The following is a 14,370-nucleotide window of genomic DNA, read 5'->3' as shown; positions in this document are numbered from 1 at the left end:
AAACCGGCCACGCCGTGGGTGCTCAGCCGGGCAGGCAGCTCCCGATGCGATAGCCGACGCCCCGGACCGTGAGGACATGGATCGGGCAGCCCGGATCCCGCTCGATCTTGCGGCGCAACCGCAGGACGTGCACGTCGAGCAACCTGGTGTCGCCGAAGTACCCGTACTCCCAGACCCGTTCGAGCAGCTGCTCCCTGGTCACCACCGCGCCACGGGCCATGGCGAGCGTGCACAGCAGCCGGAACTCCGTCTTGGTCAGCGGCACCTCCTCGGCACCGCGCAGCACCCGGCCCTCACCGACCCGCACCGCCAGCTCGCCCAGTTCGAGCACCATCGGCTCGTCCTTGCCTGCTCTGACCCGGCGCATCAGCGCCCGGATCCGGGCGCTGAGCTCCCCGGCGTCGACCGGTTTGGTGACGTAGTCGTCCGCCCCGGCCTCCAGCCCGGCGATGACCTCGTTCGGACCGGTCCTGGCGGTCACCATGATGACGGGCAGGTCGCTCCGCTCCCGGATGCGTTCGCACACCACCAGCCCGTCCATCCCCGGCAGCATCAGGTCGAGCAGCACCACGTCCGGTTCGGACCCGCCCGCGGCCAGCAGCGCGAGGGCCTCCTCGCCGGTGGCCGCCTCGACCACCTGGTACCCCTCGTCGGTCAGCGCGAGCCCGAGCGCCTCCCGGATGCGGGCATCGTCCTCGACGAGCAACAGCGTCGAAGCGGTCGTCAAGGTCGTCATGTCGCGTCACACCTCGCCAGAACGTCCACCGGCCCGTCGTTCGAGGTCCAGGAGTGCCTCGGCGATCGCCACGGTCAGGCCTCCCTTGCCGTGCGCAGCGCGTCGGCGAGAGCGGCGGGCTCGGCAGAGGGCAGACTGCTCAGTAGCACGACGTCACGCACCGCCGTCCGCCCGTCGACCCGGCCGCGGAGCCGTTCGGCACGTTCGCGTGTGGTGATGCCGATGGGAGTCCCGCGCGCCACCATGTCGAGGATGTCCAGCACCGGAGCAGCCGGAAGGACGATTCTCAGGTCCAGGGAGATCGGGTCGGCGGCCCGCACCGTCAACGCCAGCAGTGCGTTGGCGGGGTCGAGGACGGACCACGCCGACTCCACCGAGACGACCAGCAGCTCGTTCGCGTTCGTGTGCCGGTCCAGCAGGTCGAACAGCGGCTGGGCGAGCTTGCCCACCGGGTCCGTCGGCTCGGTGACGACCATGACGAACAGCGGCCAGAGCGCCGACTCCTCGCGCCCCTCCGGCCGTTCGGTCTCACCGTGCGGCCGGAGCAGCAACACCTCGGTCGCCACGACTGTCGGCCAGCCGCGTTGTCCACGCGCAGACGTCCGGGTGGATGACGTGTTCGGCTGCTGTGCGGTTCTCACGTGTCGATTGTCGTTGCCCCCGCACGGTCTGGATCGCTTCCGAGCCCAGTTGTCAGGCAACCGCAAGAGCGCACCTTGCGACTGGCTTACATTCCGCCACGGTCCTGCCCGGTACGGTGCCCCGTCCTTCCCGAGGTCCGCTGTGCGGGAGCGTGAAGGCGCGTTCACGGCACAACCGGTGCCGTCAATGGGCCATTCAGGGCGCCCAGCGCCCTGAACGCGCCTTTCAGGGCATATCAATCATCTAGGTTCGGGCGGTCGTGTCCGCTTCCGCTCCCGGCGGCGCCGGCTCGTGCCGGCCGGACAGCTGACGGCGCAGTTCGGCGAGCTCGGCCCGCAGCTCGTGCACGGCCTCGGCGGTACGCGCTTCGGCCGCTTCCTCGGCACCGGAGAGTGTCCGCACCAACCAGGAGGCGACCAGGCCGGTCACCACACCGAGCAGGGCGATGCCGCCCACCATCAGCGTCGCCGCGACCAGCCGGCCTTCACCGGTGACCGGATAGCGGTCGCCGTAGCCGACCGTCGTGATCGTCGTGAGTGTCCACCACGCCGCGTTCGGGAAGTCCGTGATGGTCGCGTCGGGTGCGCCACGCTCCGCGTCGAGGACCGCGAGCGACGCGGACAGTCCCACCAGGAGCGTGGCGCCGCTCGCGTACAGCGCGACCCGCTGCTGCAGGCTGTGGATCAGCCTGCGGTTCAACAGCGTCACCACCGTCAGCACCCGCAGGGCCCGCAACTGCCGCAACATCGGCAACAGCACGACCGCGAGGTCGAACGGGTTGCGCAGCACGAACCGCAGCTTGCGCCGCGCGAGGCCGAACCGGACCACGTAGTCCGCTGCGAACAACGACCACGTCGCCCAGATCAGGCCCTCCACGGCAGCGGTGACCGCCGGGCTGGCACTGACGTACAGGACCTGCACCGCGTAACAGCACAGGAACAGCGCCGCCAGCCCGGTCAGTGGCCAGTCGGTCCGCTGCCGCCACCGGGAGATGCGCGGCTCGTCGTCCTCCGACGGCCAGGACTTCGGATCACTTGGCATGGCCCATTGTCATCATCCCCGTCAGCGGTCACAACCGCCGGTGCCCCGGAGCCATCGTCCACAGCAGCTCGTCCGCGAGTTCGGCCAGACCGGGCACCGGTGGGCATCGCACCACCACGACGTGCTGGAGTACCTGGCGGATGTCCACAGTGCTCCCCAGCTCACGGATGTGCCGGTTCGTCGTCAGGCCGATGGGCGCACCACGCGCGACCGCGTGCAGGAGCCCCACCAGCCGTCTGGCAGGCACGAGCACGTCGAGGTCGAAGGCCGGGGGCGATTCGATGTGCAGCCGCAGCCGGAACAGCGCCTTCACCGGGTCCACGACGGTCCACCGCGACCGGCCGCTGACGACCAGCGCCTCCGGTGACTGCCGCGTGTTCTCCAGCAGGTCGAACAGGACCCGGGCCCGCGAACCGAGCAGGTCGCGGCGTTCACCGACGACGAGCGCGAACGCGGGCCACGTGTCGGCCTCCCGGGTGGTGACGGCACGGTCTCCCACGCTTTGCGGCCACAGCACCAGGTCACCGACCGCGACGAACGTGGCCCGCTCGGAGTCGTTCCGGTCGATCGGCTCGTCGTGCCGCATCCAACCCTCGTTTTCGAAGACAACGCTTCGAACAGTCTCTCAACGAGGCGGTCGGACGGAGTGCTCCGCGCGGAGAAAGTCAGACACTCGCAAGAAAATCGGCGGCGGTCACCGCCACGGGACGGTGGCCTGCAACACGGCCTCGGTCAGCGCCTCGGCGCGCAGCCGCGCGACGGCGAGGTAGTCGGGGTCGGCGATCATCGCGCTGAACGTGGCCCGGTCGGGGTAGCGGACGACGACCACCGCGTCCCAGGTCTGGCCGGCGTCGCCGACCAGCACCGTGGCGGCACTGCCCGCGTACAGGACCTTCGCGCCGTACCTCGGCAGGAACGTGTCACGCAGCTGCCGTCCGTACTCCTGGTACGCGCCGAACCCGCCTTCGCCGAAGCGCAGCAGGTTCAACATCACCACCGGACCACCCGGGTCCTCGTCCCGGAACCGTGCCAGTGCGGCGGCTTCTGGTTCTACTGCCATCCGCCGACCCTCGCACCCAGGCCGACACCAGGCATCGGTGATCTCACCGGTCCTCGTGTCGGCCACGACATCCTCGCCGGGCGTGTGCTCGTCAGTGGTTGGCGGCGAGTTCGCCGGTGAGCTTGCTGTGCATGGTGGCGCTGTGTTCGTTGAGGCCGACGATCTCGACGGTCTTGCCACGGGCGGCGTACTTGGTGGTGATGGCGTCGAGGGCGGCGACGGTGGAGGCGTCCCAGATGTGGGCGTCGGTGAGGTCGATGACGACCTTGTCCGGGTCGCCCGCGTAGTCGAACTGGTAGACCAGGTCGTTGCTGGAGGCGAAGAACAGCTCGCCGGTGACGGCGTAGACGACCTCGGTGCCCTCGGGGTCGACCGCGGCGGTGACGTTGGCCAGGTGCGCGACCCGCCGGGCGAAGATGACCATGGCGGTGAGCACTCCCGCGATGACGCCGATGGCCAGGTTGTGGGTGGCCACCACGACCGCGACGGTCACGACCATGACGGTGATCTCCCCCGCGGGCATCCGCCGCAGGGTGGCCGGGGCGATGCTGTGCCAGTCGAAGGTGGCGAACGCGACCAGCACCATCACCGCGACCAGCGCCGCCATCGGAATGTCGGCCACCAGCGGTCCGGCCACGATGCACAACGCCATCAGGAACACCCCGGCCAGGAACGTCGACAGCCGCGTGCGGGCCCCGGCGGTCTTGACGTTGATCATCGTCTGGCCGATCATCGCGCAACCGCCCATGCCGCCGAAGAACCCGGTGACCACGTTCGCGACCCCCTGCCCGATGGACTCGCGGGTCTTGTTGGAACCGGTGTCGGTGATGTCGTCCACGAGCTTCGCGGTCATCAGCGACTCCATCAGCCCGACCAGCGCGAACGCCACCGCGTACGGGGCGAGCAGCGCGAGGGTGTCCAGCGTGAACGGCACCTGCGGCAGACCCGGCACCGGCAACGCGGAGGGCAGCGCGCCCTTGTCACCGACCGTGGGCACCGCGATCCCCGCCGCGACCGTCAGCGCGGTCAGCGCCACGATCGACACCAGCGGCGCCGGGACCGCCCTGGTCAACCGGGGGAACACCACCATCAGCGCGAGCCCGGCCGCGAACAGCGGGTACACCGGCCACGGCACGTCGATCAGCTCGGGCACCTGCGCCATGAAGATCAGGATCGCGAGCGCGTTGACGAAACCGACCATGACGCTGCGCGGCACGAACCGCATCAACCGGGCGATCCCCAGCGAGCCCAGCACGATCTGCACCAGCCCACCGAGGATCACCGCCGCGATCAGATGACCCAGCCCGTACTCGCGGGCAAGCGGCGCCACCACGAGCGCGATCGCTCCGGTGGCCGCGGAGATCATCGCCGGACGGCCACCCACGACCGAGATCACCACCGCCATGGTGAACGACGCGAACAATCCCACACTCGGGTCCACCCCGGCGATGATCGAGAACGAGATCGCCTCCGGGATCAACGCCAGCGCCACCACCAGACCCGCCAGCACCTCGGTCCTGGCGACCCGGGGCGACAACCACGACGGCCGGGAAAAACGCGCGCGAGCGGAGAACAACGACGGAGAACTGGACACGCGGCAACCTGACATGATCGGGCCGGGTGTTCCCGGCACAGGACGAACTGGGACCGCGACGTCGACGGCAGCGGCACGAACAGGGCCCGGCGACGACCAGCGGTCCGCCGGGTGGTGTGAGGTACAGCGACCGGGGCGAATGCCGCGCGGCCGCTCGAACTCTCGCCTAACGTTAGACTAGGGATCTTGATCGGTTCACACCACCCCCGCAGGTGCGGCACAGATCACTCGCGCCCGGAAAGGACTGTGCTCACAGGACGGTGCGGTCGTACCGAAGCGGGCGACCTCAGCGCGTCGAGCGCCCCGCCGTCGGACGGGTCCGACGAGGACGGAGTCGCGTGCGCAGTGTGGCCGCGAACTCCTCGGCGAGGCGCAGCTTCGTACGCAACTGTTCGCACGCCTGCTCGGCGGTCGCGCTGAACTCCGCGAGCCGCGCCGCCGGATCGTCGAGCCGAGGGTCACCGGACTGCGGATCGAGGATGGCGAGCAGGTCACGCATCTCGTCCAGCTGGAAACCCAGCGGCTTCATACGCTTGATGAGCTCGAGCCGCTCCACGTCCGGTTCGGTGTAGAGCCGGAACCCACCCTGACTGCGGGCGCTGGGGACCACCAGCCCGACTTCCTCGTAGTAGCGGATGGTGCGCAGCGACAACCCGGTGCGCTCGGCCACCTCGCCGATCTGCATCAGACCACCCACAACGCACCCCTTCCACCGACGTCGACACCGTACCGGCAACCGCGACCCACCCCGATGCCGCAGCGAACCATCACGTGCTCAGTCGGCACCCGCGACCAGCGAACCGAGTGCCAGTTCGGGGTGCAGTCGCCGCATCACACCGAGGGCGTGCTGGTCGATGAACAACGCGAGGTCGGTCCCGTCGGCGCGGGTGAGCACCTCGCTGCGGCGTCCCGTGTCGACCAGAGTCCGCTGTGCCGGGTCGTCGAGATGACGTGCGACCGTGTACGGCAGCCGCTCCAGTGCGGCCCGCGCACCGAACTCGGTCTCCAGACGGTGCGCGGCGACCTCGAACTGCATCGGCCCGACCGCGGCGAGCACGGGTGCGGCGTCTCCTCGCCGGTCGGAACGCAGCACCTGCACCACCCCCTCGGAGCCGAGCTGCTCCACGCCCTTGCGGAACTGCTTGGCCCGCCCCAGATCGGCCGGGCGGGCGACGGCGAAGTGGGCGGGGGCGAAGCTGGGCAGACCGGGGAAACGCACCGGCGGTTTGCCGCTGTACAACGTGTCGCCGACCCGCAGGGCGGTCGCGTTCACCAGCCCGACCACGTCCCCGGGATAAGCCGTGTCCAGTGTGGACCGCTGCTGCCCGAACATCTGCTGCGCGTACTTCGTGGCGAACGGGCGCCCGGTGGTGGCGTTCGTGACGACCATCCCGCGCTCGAACACCCCCGAGCACACCCTGGCGAACGCGATCTGGTCGCGGTGCGCGGGATCCATCCCGGTCTGCACCTTGAACACGAACGCCGAGAACGGCGCCTCCAGCCGGCGCGGTTCCCCGTCGGCATCCTGGCGCGGCGTCGGCCGCGGCGCCAGCTCCACCAGCACGTCCAGCAGATGACGGACACCGAAGTTGAGCACCGCCGACCCGAACAGCACCGGCGTGGCCGTGGCGGCGAAGAACGGCGCAGGATCGAAGTCGCCACCCGAGGCCACCAGCAGGTCGGCCTCCTCCTCTGCCCGCAGCCAGTCCGCGCCGACCTCGGCGTGGGCACGGTCGGAGGTCAGGCGTTCCTCCGCCGCGGCGGTGGCGCCACCCACGGTGCGCGCGTAGCGGACGAACGTCCCGTCAAGACAGTCACGCACCCCCCGGAACTGGCCGGCTTCCCCGACCGGCCAGGTCAACGGCATCGGCTGCAACCCGATCCGCTCGACCAGCTCGTCACACAGCTCCAGCGCCTCGCGGCCGGGCCGGTCCCACTTGTTGATGAACGTGATCACCGGGATGCCACGGTGGCGGCACACGTCGAACAACTTCAGCGTCTGCGGCTCCAGCCCCTTGGCCGCGTCCAGCAGCATCACCGCCGAGTCCACAGCCGACAACACCCGGTAGGTGTCCTCGGAGAAGTCCGCGTGCCCCGGCGTGTCCAGCATGTTGATCACGGCGTCGCCATAGGAGAACTGCAACGCCGCGGACGTGATCGAGATGCCGCGTGCCTGCTCCATCGCCAGCCAGTCCGACACGACACCGCGCCGCCCGGCCTTGCCGTGCACCGCACCCGCCTCCGAGATCACCCGCGCGTGCAACGCCAACGCCTCCGTCAGCGTCGACTTGCCCGCGTCCGGGTGGCTGATCACCGCGAAGGAACGCCGGCGAGCCGCCTCCCCCACCACGTTCACAGCGGTCTGCTGCCCGGCGGCCGTCAACCCCCCACCTCCACAATCAGTATCGACTGAGCACTCGCGTCCCGATTCTACCTTCACGTCACGTTAGTGTTCAGCGGCGGTGCGCCAGGTAGACGGTGGCGGTCGCTTCCCGTTGCTGGAGTGGGTTGGCGAAGGTGATCACGTCGGCCCGCACATCGGCGAAACCGCTCTCCAGCGCCGCGACGAACTCCGCGTCGGGGGCATCGTTGGACCACAGCGCGAACACTCCGCCGGGACGCAGGTGGTCCCGGACGCCGCGCAGTCCGTCCGGCTGGTAGAAGGCGGCGTGGCCGGGGTTCAGCAGGTGCCGCGGGGAGTGGTCGATGTCGACCAGGACGGCGTGGAACCGCTGCCCCGGCGCCGACGGGGTCAGGCCGGGTGAGCGCACCAGCGCGAAGAAGTCCCCGTGCACCATGGCGCACCTCGGGTCCGCGACCAGCCGCTCCCCCAGCGGGATGGCGCCCTGTTCGTGCCACTCGATGACTTCGGCGAGGGCGTCGATCACCACCAGGGAGCGCACCCGGGGGTCGTCCAGCACGGTGCGCGCGGTGTAGCCCAGCCCGAGCCCGCCCACCGCCACGTCGAGCTCCGCGCCGGTCAGCTCCGCGAGCGCACGCCGCGCCAGCTCCTCCTCCGCGACGGTGAACAGGCTCGACATCAGGTACTCGTCGTCGAGCTTGATCTCGTAGACGTCCTTTTCCACGACCGGGTCCCACCGCCTGCGAAGGGCGAGCTCACCCATCGCCGTCGGCCGCCAGTCGATCTCCTCGAACCGAGCGCTCACGCGCAACCACCCCTCATCCGTGGTCCACCGTAGCCGTGCGGCCAGTTCCCGGGTGTACGAGCCGGGCGCGAGTGAAATTCGCGGGCACCTTGGCAGGGTGGTGCGTGCTCGTTGAGTACCTGCCCCCTACCCCGAGGACCAACCTGGCATGGACACCGTCGTTTCCGTGGAGGATCTCCGCAAAACCTATGGGCCCAGGGTGGCGGTGTCCGACGTCTCGTTCGAGGTCCGGCGATGTGAGATCTTCGGCATCCTCGGCTCCAACGGCGCGGGCAAGACCACCATCGTCGAGATCCTTCAGGGACTCCGGGACAGAACCAGTGGCCAGGTCTCGGTGCTGGGGCTCGACCCGGCCCGGGAGAAGAACCGGCTGCGCCGGGTCATCGGCTCCCAGCTGCAGTCCTCGGCGCTGCCGGAGCGGTTGCGGATAGTCGAGGCGATCCAGCTGTTCGCGCACGCCCGCAACGTCCCCGTCGACGTGGAAGCCACCATGGCGACCTGGGGGTTGGAACCGCTGCGCAACCGTCCGTTCGGCGCGTTGTCCGGCGGCGAGCAACAGCGGCTGTTCGTCGCGCTGGCTTTACTCGGCGACCCGGAGCTCGTGTTGCTCGACGAGCTGACCACCGGGCTCGACCCCAGCGCCCGGCACGCGACCTGGGACCTGATCCGCAAGGTCCGGGACCACGGCACCACGGTCGTGCTGGTCACCCACTTCATGGACGAGGCCGAGATCCTGTGCGACCGCGTGGGGATCATGGACCGGGGAAACCTCGTCGCCTGTGACACCCCCGGCGCGCTGACCGCGCACCACGGGGGGCCGGTGACGATCACGTTCAGCACCACCAACGGTTACCAGCCCGACCACCTGCTGCCGATTCCCGGAGTCGACTCGGCCACCCTCGGCGACGGGAAGGTCACGGTCACCGGGCAGTCCACCGCCGCAGTCCACGTCGCGGCCGCGCTCGCCGAAAAGGGCGTCACACCGGCCGACTACCGCACCCACTACCCGTCACTGGAGGACGTGTTCCTTTCCGTGACCGGCCACCGACTGAGCGAGAAAGTCGCATCATGACGACCTACCTGACCTGGACCGAGGTCAAGCTGCTGGCCCGCGAGCCACTCGTGCTGGTGCTCACCCTCATGTTCCCGATCCTGCTGATGGTCCTGCTGGCGGCCGCGTTCGCCGACCACAGCGGTCCCGTGTTCGCCGACCTCGACGGCACGCAGTTCTACGTCACCGCGTACCTGAGCGCCGCGATCTCGGTGATGGGGTTCATGGGCACCCCCACGCATCTCGCGGGCTATCGCGAAGCCGGCGTGCTGCGCCGCTTCCGGACCGCCGCGATCCCCTCCCGCGCCGTGGTCTTCTCACAGGCGGCCGTGCTGGCCCTGCTCGCGCTCGTCGGCGCCGTGGTGATGCTGGCGCTGGCCTACGCCCTGTTCGACATCGCGGCACCGGCATCACCAGTGGGAGTGGCCGCGGCGTTCGCCGTCGGCATCCTGGCCTTCGCGGGCATCGGCACCCTCCTCGGGTCGCTGATGCCGGGTGCCCGCTCCGCTCAGGGACTCGGCCTGCTGCTGTTCTTCGGCACGTTCCTGCTGGTCGGCGGCGGCCCGCCGCCCGGGGTGTTCCCCGACGCGCTCAACGCGATCACCTCGTGGACACCGACCGGGCTGCTGATCAACGCCATCCGCTCCCCCTGGGCCGGTGACGGGCTGAACATCCCGGCGATGGTGACGCTGGTGCTCATCGCCGCAGCCGGTTTCGCCCTGGCGACGCGCCGCCTGTCCAGAAGCTGACCGAGCCCCGCCGGGGTCTACGAACCGTTCGGGCGCTTGCCGTGGTTCGCGGACTTCCGGCGGCGGGAAGCCCTCTTGCTGGTGCGCTTGGACATCGTGTGCTCCATCCGTTCGGCTGACCGGCGTCAGGCCTGGCCTTGCTGGGTCTGGCGCCGGAGGCGGTTGTTGCGTGGTTCCGTGCGGGTCTTGGCATCGTCGACCTGGCGGATGAGCTCATCGCGTACCTCGTTGAGCGCCACCGCCAGCTCCAGCGCGGTCGAGGTGGACACGAGGTGCAGCCGGGGTGTCCTGCTGATCCAGCATTCCAGCGTGACCCGCTGGTCGACGGCGTTGCGGCCCTTGAGGCTGATCGACAGCTCCACCTGTGTGTCCGAAAAGGACCGCAGCCGCGCCCCGAGAGCGGCGAGGCGCCGGACGATCCAGTCCCGTTCGGACGAAAGGAAACCGGTGGCGAGGTGCAACCGCCGGTCGATCACGGTCGGGTCTTCGTTGGCTTCGTTCATGCGTGACCCGTGATTCTTGGCTTGCCGGCGTGGTTGGCACCTCGAAACGGGAATGTCATCGTGTCCGGATAGTGGCAGTGTACTCGCAGAGACCGCAATACGGTCCGACGACGGCCGCCGCGTCCCCGACCCGGACATTGGTGTCTCGCCGCCGGTGGGGCTACCGTTGGGGCGAGTTCGTCATGACGTGCCGAGACCCGCGCCAGCGACGAAGCCGACGAGACATCGTAGGGTTCGACAGCCGTGCGGTTGTCCGTTACGGACGAGAGACATCCCATGCGCGTCGCACTGATCACCGATGGCGCCGAAGTCGGCAGGGACACCGCTGACCTGGCGGCCGCACTCACACGGCTCGGACACGAACCGGTTGTCCACGCCGACACCGACGGCACGTGGCGGCATCGAGGGCACGCCGCGGCGTGGTTCACCGAGCGGTGGCGGGCCGGCACCCCCGACGTCGTGCACTGCCGGTCGCGGGTGGCAGGCGATGCCGCCGTCACCGCTGCCCGCCTGCTCGGGATCCCCGTCGTCTACAGCGTTCGCACGGCCGACGCCGCCTCGGTGGGGCCCGCCGAACGCGCCGTCGCCCAGCGTGCCGACCGGGTCATCGCCAGCTGCGCCACCGAGCGGGCCGAACTGTTCGCCGGGCGCGTGCAGGGAAACCGGATCTCCGTGGTGCCCTTCGGGGTGGACGTCGAGCACTTCACGCCGGACGGCGATCGCTCACCTGCCGGTCGCCGCCGTCGCCTGCTCGCCGTCGGCGAACTGACCACGGGTTCCGGGTTCGCCACGGCGGTCGCCGCGCTCGCGGGCCTCCCGGACACCGAACTCCTCATCGCGGGCACGTCGGCACGCGGTGCCCACGCGAAGGATCTGCAGGCCTATGCCCGCCATCTCGGCGTGTCCGACCGGCTGGAGATCCTCGGCCACGTCGACGCGGCCACGGTGCCAGGGCTCATACGGTCCGCGGTCGTCGTCCTCGTCACGCCGTGGCGGCCGCGGTTCGGGGTCGCGGCGGTCGAGGCCGCGGCGTGCGGCACCGCCGTGGTCGCCGCCAACACCGGCGGGCTCACCGACACGGTGATCGACCAGGTCACCGGACTTCTCGTGGCGCCACGCAGGCCGCGCTCGCTCGCCGCCGCGGTGTGGAAGCTGCTCGCCTCTCCCGTGCTGCTCGAGCAGTACGGGGCGGCCGCGCGCGACCGCGCCCGCGCCAGGTACTCGTGGCACCACGTCGCGCTGGAGACCGTCACCGCCTACCAGCAGGCAGGCGCCGTCGGTGATCGTGTGCTCGTCACGTCGGACAGGTAGATGTCCGGGTCGCCGCCGACGGCGCTTCGACGGCGCGCGGCGCCCTGCGCCTTCGCGCACTCGTCCCGGCACCTACCGGGGGAGCATCATCCTCCGGCCGTGAATCTGGACGTTGTACAGTAACTGGACAACGTCCAGAGATCGGGTCGGAGGAGCAGCATGACCGAAGCACGCCCCGTACGCCCCGGGCCCCGGCGCACCTTGAGCGAGCAGGTCATTCTCGACGCCGCGCTGGCGCTGCTCGCGGAACTAGGCGCCGACCGGGTGACCATCCGGGGCATCGCGGCCAGGGCCGGGATCGCGCCCAACGCCGTCTACACCTACTTCCCGGACAAGGCCGCGGTGCTGCACGGCCTGGCCGAACAGCTCCTCGGGCGGGTCCACGACAAGCAGGCAGCCGACTCGGCACTGCCGTGGCGAGACCGCGTCCACACCGTTGCCCGCGACCTCAGGAACGAGCTGCTCGCCCATCCCGGCTCCGTCCACCTGCTGCTCGGCAACTCGCTCGACGGTCAGAACGCGCGGGCGATCGGTGCCGCGATGCTGGTCATCCTGGCCGACGCGGGGCTGGCCCCGGATGCCGCCGCACGTGCCGCCCACCTGTTCAACGTGTACCTCCTCGGTTCCGTCGCCCTCGAGACCACCGACCAGGTGCGGGCCACCGACCAGTTCCTGTGGGGGCTCGACCGCCTCCTGGACGGCCTCGTCCCGTGCGCGGTCACGCCACGGGACCATCCCGGCTCCGGATGAACCAGGACGCCGACGTCCATGTGGAGGTACTTGGGTTTCTCCGGCTCGCAAGTCCCTTTCCGCGACCGATCGACGAAACGTGAGAAGCACAAGTTGATATCGTTCATCTGGTCGCCCGGCAATCCCCTGCCCGCCGGGACCGGTGGGTCCGAGAACTACACCGTCGGCCACGTCCGGGAACTGAACCGCCGCGGCATCGCCGCCCAGATCGTCACCGTCGGCCTCGGCGCGGACGACGGCCGGGACGAATTCACGGAGATCCCGTTCCTGTCGCTGGCTTTGCTCGGCGAGGTCGGCGAACTCGACGGCACGGTCGTCTTCGTCAACGAGCCGCATCCGGTGCCGACCAGGAACCCGGCGTTCCTGATTCTGCACAACCCACCGCCCATCCGGGAGCACGAGAAGGCGTTCGCGATCGAGGGGACCAGGGTCCTCGCGCTGATCGCCACCAGCCGGTACGCCGCGGCGCTGTGGGCGGCCTTCCTGGACGTCGACATCGCGACCGTCAACGTCGTGTACCCCTTCGCAGAGCCGTGTTTCGCCGAGGAGTCCAGACCGGACGGGCCGCCCGGGAAGACGCGGATCCTGTTCGCAGGCAGGCTCAGCCCGGAGAAGGGCGTCTACACCCTGCTGGAGACCCTGCACATCGACATCATCGAGCAGGACGTCGACCTCGTGTTCACCGCGACGACCGCGGGGGCGGACAAACCGCAGGGGAAGATCATCGAACGGCTGCTCGGCGAGCACCCCGGGATCTCCGTGGTCACCGCTCGCAGGACACCGGCCACCATGGCGGCGTTGATGGCCGGGCACGACATCGTGGTGATGCCGTCGAACAGCCAGTACTGGCACGAGACCTTCGGCATCGTGTCGATCGAGGCCCAGCACTCGGGCTGCCGGGTGATCGCGTCCGACGACGGCGGCCTCCCCGAGACCGACTGCGGCGGGGTGGTGTTGGTCAGGCCGGACAACGCCGAGGCACTCGCATGGGGCATCCGCACCGCGATGGGCAGCGGGCCGTTCCCGCTCGCTGACCGCAAGCACGCCGGGACGAGGTTCACCGTCGAGCAGTCCGTCGACACGCTGCTCGCCGTTTTCGCCCAACCGCAGACCATCCCGCCCGCGACCATCATCCGGCAGCTCGAGGAGCTGGTACTGGCACCGTCGGCCGACGACGAGCCGACTCCCACCCTGGCAGGCCGCTGACGAACGTGGTGGACGGTCACTGTGGACGGTCCACCACGGTCAGTCGCGCTGCTTGCGGATCCTGCGCCGTAGCTGGGTGATGCGGGCCGTGCCGAGCACCACGGTGAGCAGCACCGAGCCGACGGCGGCGATCAGCAGCGCGACGGCAAGCGGCGTGCTGGTGGTCATCCACAGGAACGAGATCTCGGTGCTGCGGGTGTTCTGCACGAGAAAGATGATCAGCAGCACGGCGAGGAGCGCGGCCGCGACGAGAGCCACCCAGGCCGCTCCGGTTCGCGTACCGGGCACCTGGGCGGACTCACGGGCAGGCATCGACGGCTGCGCGGGCTGGACCGGCTGCCGCGCCGGGTCGACGCCGACCGGGGCGACGCCGGCCTGGTCGGTTCGTGGAGTCCGGATCGGGTTCGTGCCGCCGGTGTCGCGGCTGGTGCGGCGCAAGGACATGGAAACCGCTTCTCCCCAAGTGTTCGACTCGATGGACGGAACCTGCGATGGGTGTCGCCGTAGACCGGCGACACCCATTCCGGTGGGCACCCGCGCCGGGCGGGCCCCGCGACGCG

The 14,370-nt window shown here is 69.9% G+C and carries 17 protein-coding genes; 5 read left to right on the top strand and 12 right to left on the bottom strand.

The features are described 5' to 3' along the window. Positions 1 to 22: 22 nt before the first annotated feature. The 9 genes from ACFPCV_RS30285 to ACFPCV_RS30245 form a co-directional block, all read right to left on the bottom strand. Positions 23 to 736: a response regulator transcription factor gene (locus ACFPCV_RS30285; RefSeq protein ID WP_378059838.1), complete on the bottom strand. Its 714-nt coding sequence runs from the start codon at positions 734 to 736 to the stop codon at positions 23 to 25. Between the two features lie 74 nt (positions 737 to 810). Beyond that, positions 811 to 1,377, bottom strand: coding sequence for a cupin domain-containing protein (locus ACFPCV_RS30280; protein ID WP_378059837.1), 567 nt, complete (start codon positions 1,375 to 1,377; stop codon positions 811 to 813). A 244-nt stretch (positions 1,378 to 1,621) separates the two neighbouring features. Beyond that, on the bottom strand, positions 1,622 to 2,419 hold the full coding sequence (locus ACFPCV_RS30275) for a potassium channel family protein (protein WP_378059836.1): 798 nt from the start codon (positions 2,417 to 2,419) through the stop codon (positions 1,622 to 1,624). Between the two features lie 28 nt (positions 2,420 to 2,447). Next, a complete protein-coding gene (locus ACFPCV_RS30270; RefSeq protein WP_378059835.1) occupies positions 2,448 to 3,005 on the bottom strand; it encodes a hypothetical protein in 558 nt (185 codons plus the stop codon). Positions 3,006 to 3,113: 108 nt separating this feature from the next. Next, positions 3,114 to 3,479, bottom strand: a complete 366-nt coding sequence (locus ACFPCV_RS30265; protein ID WP_378059833.1) for a DUF1330 domain-containing protein — start codon at positions 3,477 to 3,479, stop codon at positions 3,114 to 3,116. 91 nt (positions 3,480 to 3,570) lie between these two features. Then, a complete protein-coding gene (locus ACFPCV_RS30260; protein WP_378059832.1) occupies positions 3,571 to 5,073 on the bottom strand; it encodes a SulP family inorganic anion transporter in 1,503 nt (500 codons plus the stop codon). Between the two features lie 286 nt (positions 5,074 to 5,359). Next, on the bottom strand, positions 5,360 to 5,758 hold the full coding sequence (locus ACFPCV_RS30255) for a MerR family transcriptional regulator (RefSeq protein ID WP_378059831.1): 399 nt from the start codon (positions 5,756 to 5,758) through the stop codon (positions 5,360 to 5,362). Between the two features lie 90 nt (positions 5,759 to 5,848). Next, positions 5,849 to 7,456: a peptide chain release factor 3 gene (locus ACFPCV_RS30250; protein WP_378059830.1), complete on the bottom strand. Its 1,608-nt coding sequence runs from the start codon at positions 7,454 to 7,456 to the stop codon at positions 5,849 to 5,851. A gap of 70 nt (positions 7,457 to 7,526) precedes the next feature. Continuing rightward, positions 7,527 to 8,240 carry a spermidine synthase family protein gene (locus ACFPCV_RS30245; protein WP_378059828.1) on the bottom strand — a complete coding sequence of 238 codons (714 nt, stop codon included), beginning with the start codon at positions 8,238 to 8,240 and terminating at the stop codon, positions 7,527 to 7,529. Between the two features lie 148 nt (positions 8,241 to 8,388). Between ACFPCV_RS30245 and ACFPCV_RS30240 the strand changes: the two genes are divergently transcribed. Both ACFPCV_RS30240 and ACFPCV_RS30235 read left to right on the top strand, forming a co-directional pair. Beyond that, positions 8,389 to 9,312: an ABC transporter ATP-binding protein gene (locus ACFPCV_RS30240; protein ID WP_378059827.1), complete on the top strand. Its 924-nt coding sequence runs from the start codon at positions 8,389 to 8,391 to the stop codon at positions 9,310 to 9,312. Continuing rightward, positions 9,309 to 10,040, top strand: a complete 732-nt coding sequence (locus tag ACFPCV_RS30235) for an ABC transporter permease (RefSeq protein ID WP_378059826.1) — start codon at positions 9,309 to 9,311, stop codon at positions 10,038 to 10,040. Before ACFPCV_RS30240 ends, ACFPCV_RS30235 begins: the two co-directional genes overlap by 4 nt. A 17-nt stretch (positions 10,041 to 10,057) precedes the next feature. Here the strand turns inward: ACFPCV_RS30235 and ACFPCV_RS30230 are convergent, their stop codons facing one another. Together ACFPCV_RS30230 and ACFPCV_RS30225 are read right to left on the bottom strand one after the other, a co-directional pair. Continuing rightward, complete coding sequence (locus ACFPCV_RS30230; RefSeq protein WP_378060055.1) at positions 10,058 to 10,135, bottom strand: 50S ribosomal protein bL37; 78 nt, start codon at positions 10,133 to 10,135, stop codon at positions 10,058 to 10,060. Positions 10,136 to 10,165: 30 nt separating this feature from the next. Continuing rightward, complete coding sequence (locus ACFPCV_RS30225) at positions 10,166 to 10,543, bottom strand: HPF/RaiA family ribosome-associated protein (protein WP_378059824.1); 378 nt, start codon at positions 10,541 to 10,543, stop codon at positions 10,166 to 10,168. Between the two features lie 276 nt (positions 10,544 to 10,819). Here ACFPCV_RS30225 and ACFPCV_RS30220 point away from each other — a divergent pair, with 276 nt between their 5' ends. The 3 genes from ACFPCV_RS30220 to ACFPCV_RS30210 all read left to right on the top strand — a co-directional run bounded on the left by ACFPCV_RS30220 (position 10,820) and on the right by ACFPCV_RS30210 (position 13,810). Further along, positions 10,820 to 11,854, top strand: a complete 1,035-nt coding sequence (locus tag ACFPCV_RS30220; RefSeq protein ID WP_378059823.1) for a glycosyltransferase — start codon at positions 10,820 to 10,822, stop codon at positions 11,852 to 11,854. Positions 11,855 to 12,013: 159 nt separating this feature from the next. Next, positions 12,014 to 12,604 (top strand): TetR/AcrR family transcriptional regulator, encoded by a 591-nt coding sequence (locus ACFPCV_RS30215; RefSeq protein WP_378059822.1) that lies wholly within the window; start codon positions 12,014 to 12,016, stop codon positions 12,602 to 12,604. Between the two features lie 93 nt (positions 12,605 to 12,697). After that, complete coding sequence (locus tag ACFPCV_RS30210; RefSeq protein ID WP_378059821.1) at positions 12,698 to 13,810, top strand: glycosyltransferase family 4 protein; 1,113 nt, start codon at positions 12,698 to 12,700, stop codon at positions 13,808 to 13,810. 39 nt (positions 13,811 to 13,849) lie between these two features. Here the strand turns inward: ACFPCV_RS30210 and ACFPCV_RS30205 are convergent, their stop codons facing one another. Continuing rightward, positions 13,850 to 14,254 (bottom strand): LapA family protein, encoded by a 405-nt coding sequence (locus ACFPCV_RS30205; RefSeq protein WP_378059819.1) that lies wholly within the window; start codon positions 14,252 to 14,254, stop codon positions 13,850 to 13,852. Between the last annotated feature and the right edge of the window lie 116 nt (positions 14,255 to 14,370).

Source organism: Actinophytocola glycyrrhizae (genome assembly GCF_042653545.1).
Classification (GTDB): domain Bacteria; phylum Actinomycetota; class Actinomycetes; order Mycobacteriales; family Pseudonocardiaceae; genus Actinophytocola; species Actinophytocola glycyrrhizae.
Note: the sequence above shows the minus strand (reverse complement) of the source record. Positions and strands in the feature narration are given on the sequence as shown.

Excerpts from the sequence above, each read along its gene's own strand:
- ACFPCV_RS30285 (WP_378059838.1), bottom strand. The coding sequence starts at position 736 with ATGACGACCTTGACGACCGCTTCGACGCTGTTGCTCGTCGAGGACGAT.
- ACFPCV_RS30275 (WP_378059836.1), bottom strand. The coding sequence starts at position 2,419 with ATGCCAAGTGATCCGAAGTCCTGGCCGTCGGAGGACGACGAGCCGCGC.
- ACFPCV_RS30270 (WP_378059835.1), bottom strand. The coding sequence starts at position 3,005 with ATGCGGCACGACGAGCCGATCGACCGGAACGACTCCGAGCGGGCCACG.
- ACFPCV_RS30265 (WP_378059833.1), bottom strand. The coding sequence starts at position 3,479 with ATGGCAGTAGAACCAGAAGCCGCCGCACTGGCACGGTTCCGGGACGAG.
- ACFPCV_RS30255 (WP_378059831.1), bottom strand. The coding sequence starts at position 5,758 with ATGCAGATCGGCGAGGTGGCCGAGCGCACCGGGTTGTCGCTGCGCACC.
- ACFPCV_RS30240 (WP_378059827.1), top strand. The coding sequence starts at position 8,389 with ATGGACACCGTCGTTTCCGTGGAGGATCTCCGCAAAACCTATGGGCCC.
- ACFPCV_RS30235 (WP_378059826.1), top strand. The coding sequence starts at position 9,309 with ATGACGACCTACCTGACCTGGACCGAGGTCAAGCTGCTGGCCCGCGAG.
- ACFPCV_RS30230 (WP_378060055.1), bottom strand. The coding sequence starts at position 10,135 with ATGTCCAAGCGCACCAGCAAGAGGGCTTCCCGCCGCCGGAAGTCCGCG.
- ACFPCV_RS30225 (WP_378059824.1), bottom strand. The coding sequence starts at position 10,543 with ATGAACGAAGCCAACGAAGACCCGACCGTGATCGACCGGCGGTTGCAC.
- ACFPCV_RS30220 (WP_378059823.1), top strand. The coding sequence starts at position 10,820 with ATGCGCGTCGCACTGATCACCGATGGCGCCGAAGTCGGCAGGGACACC.
- ACFPCV_RS30215 (WP_378059822.1), top strand. The coding sequence starts at position 12,014 with ATGACCGAAGCACGCCCCGTACGCCCCGGGCCCCGGCGCACCTTGAGC.
- ACFPCV_RS30205 (WP_378059819.1), bottom strand. The coding sequence starts at position 14,254 with ATGTCCTTGCGCCGCACCAGCCGCGACACCGGCGGCACGAACCCGATC.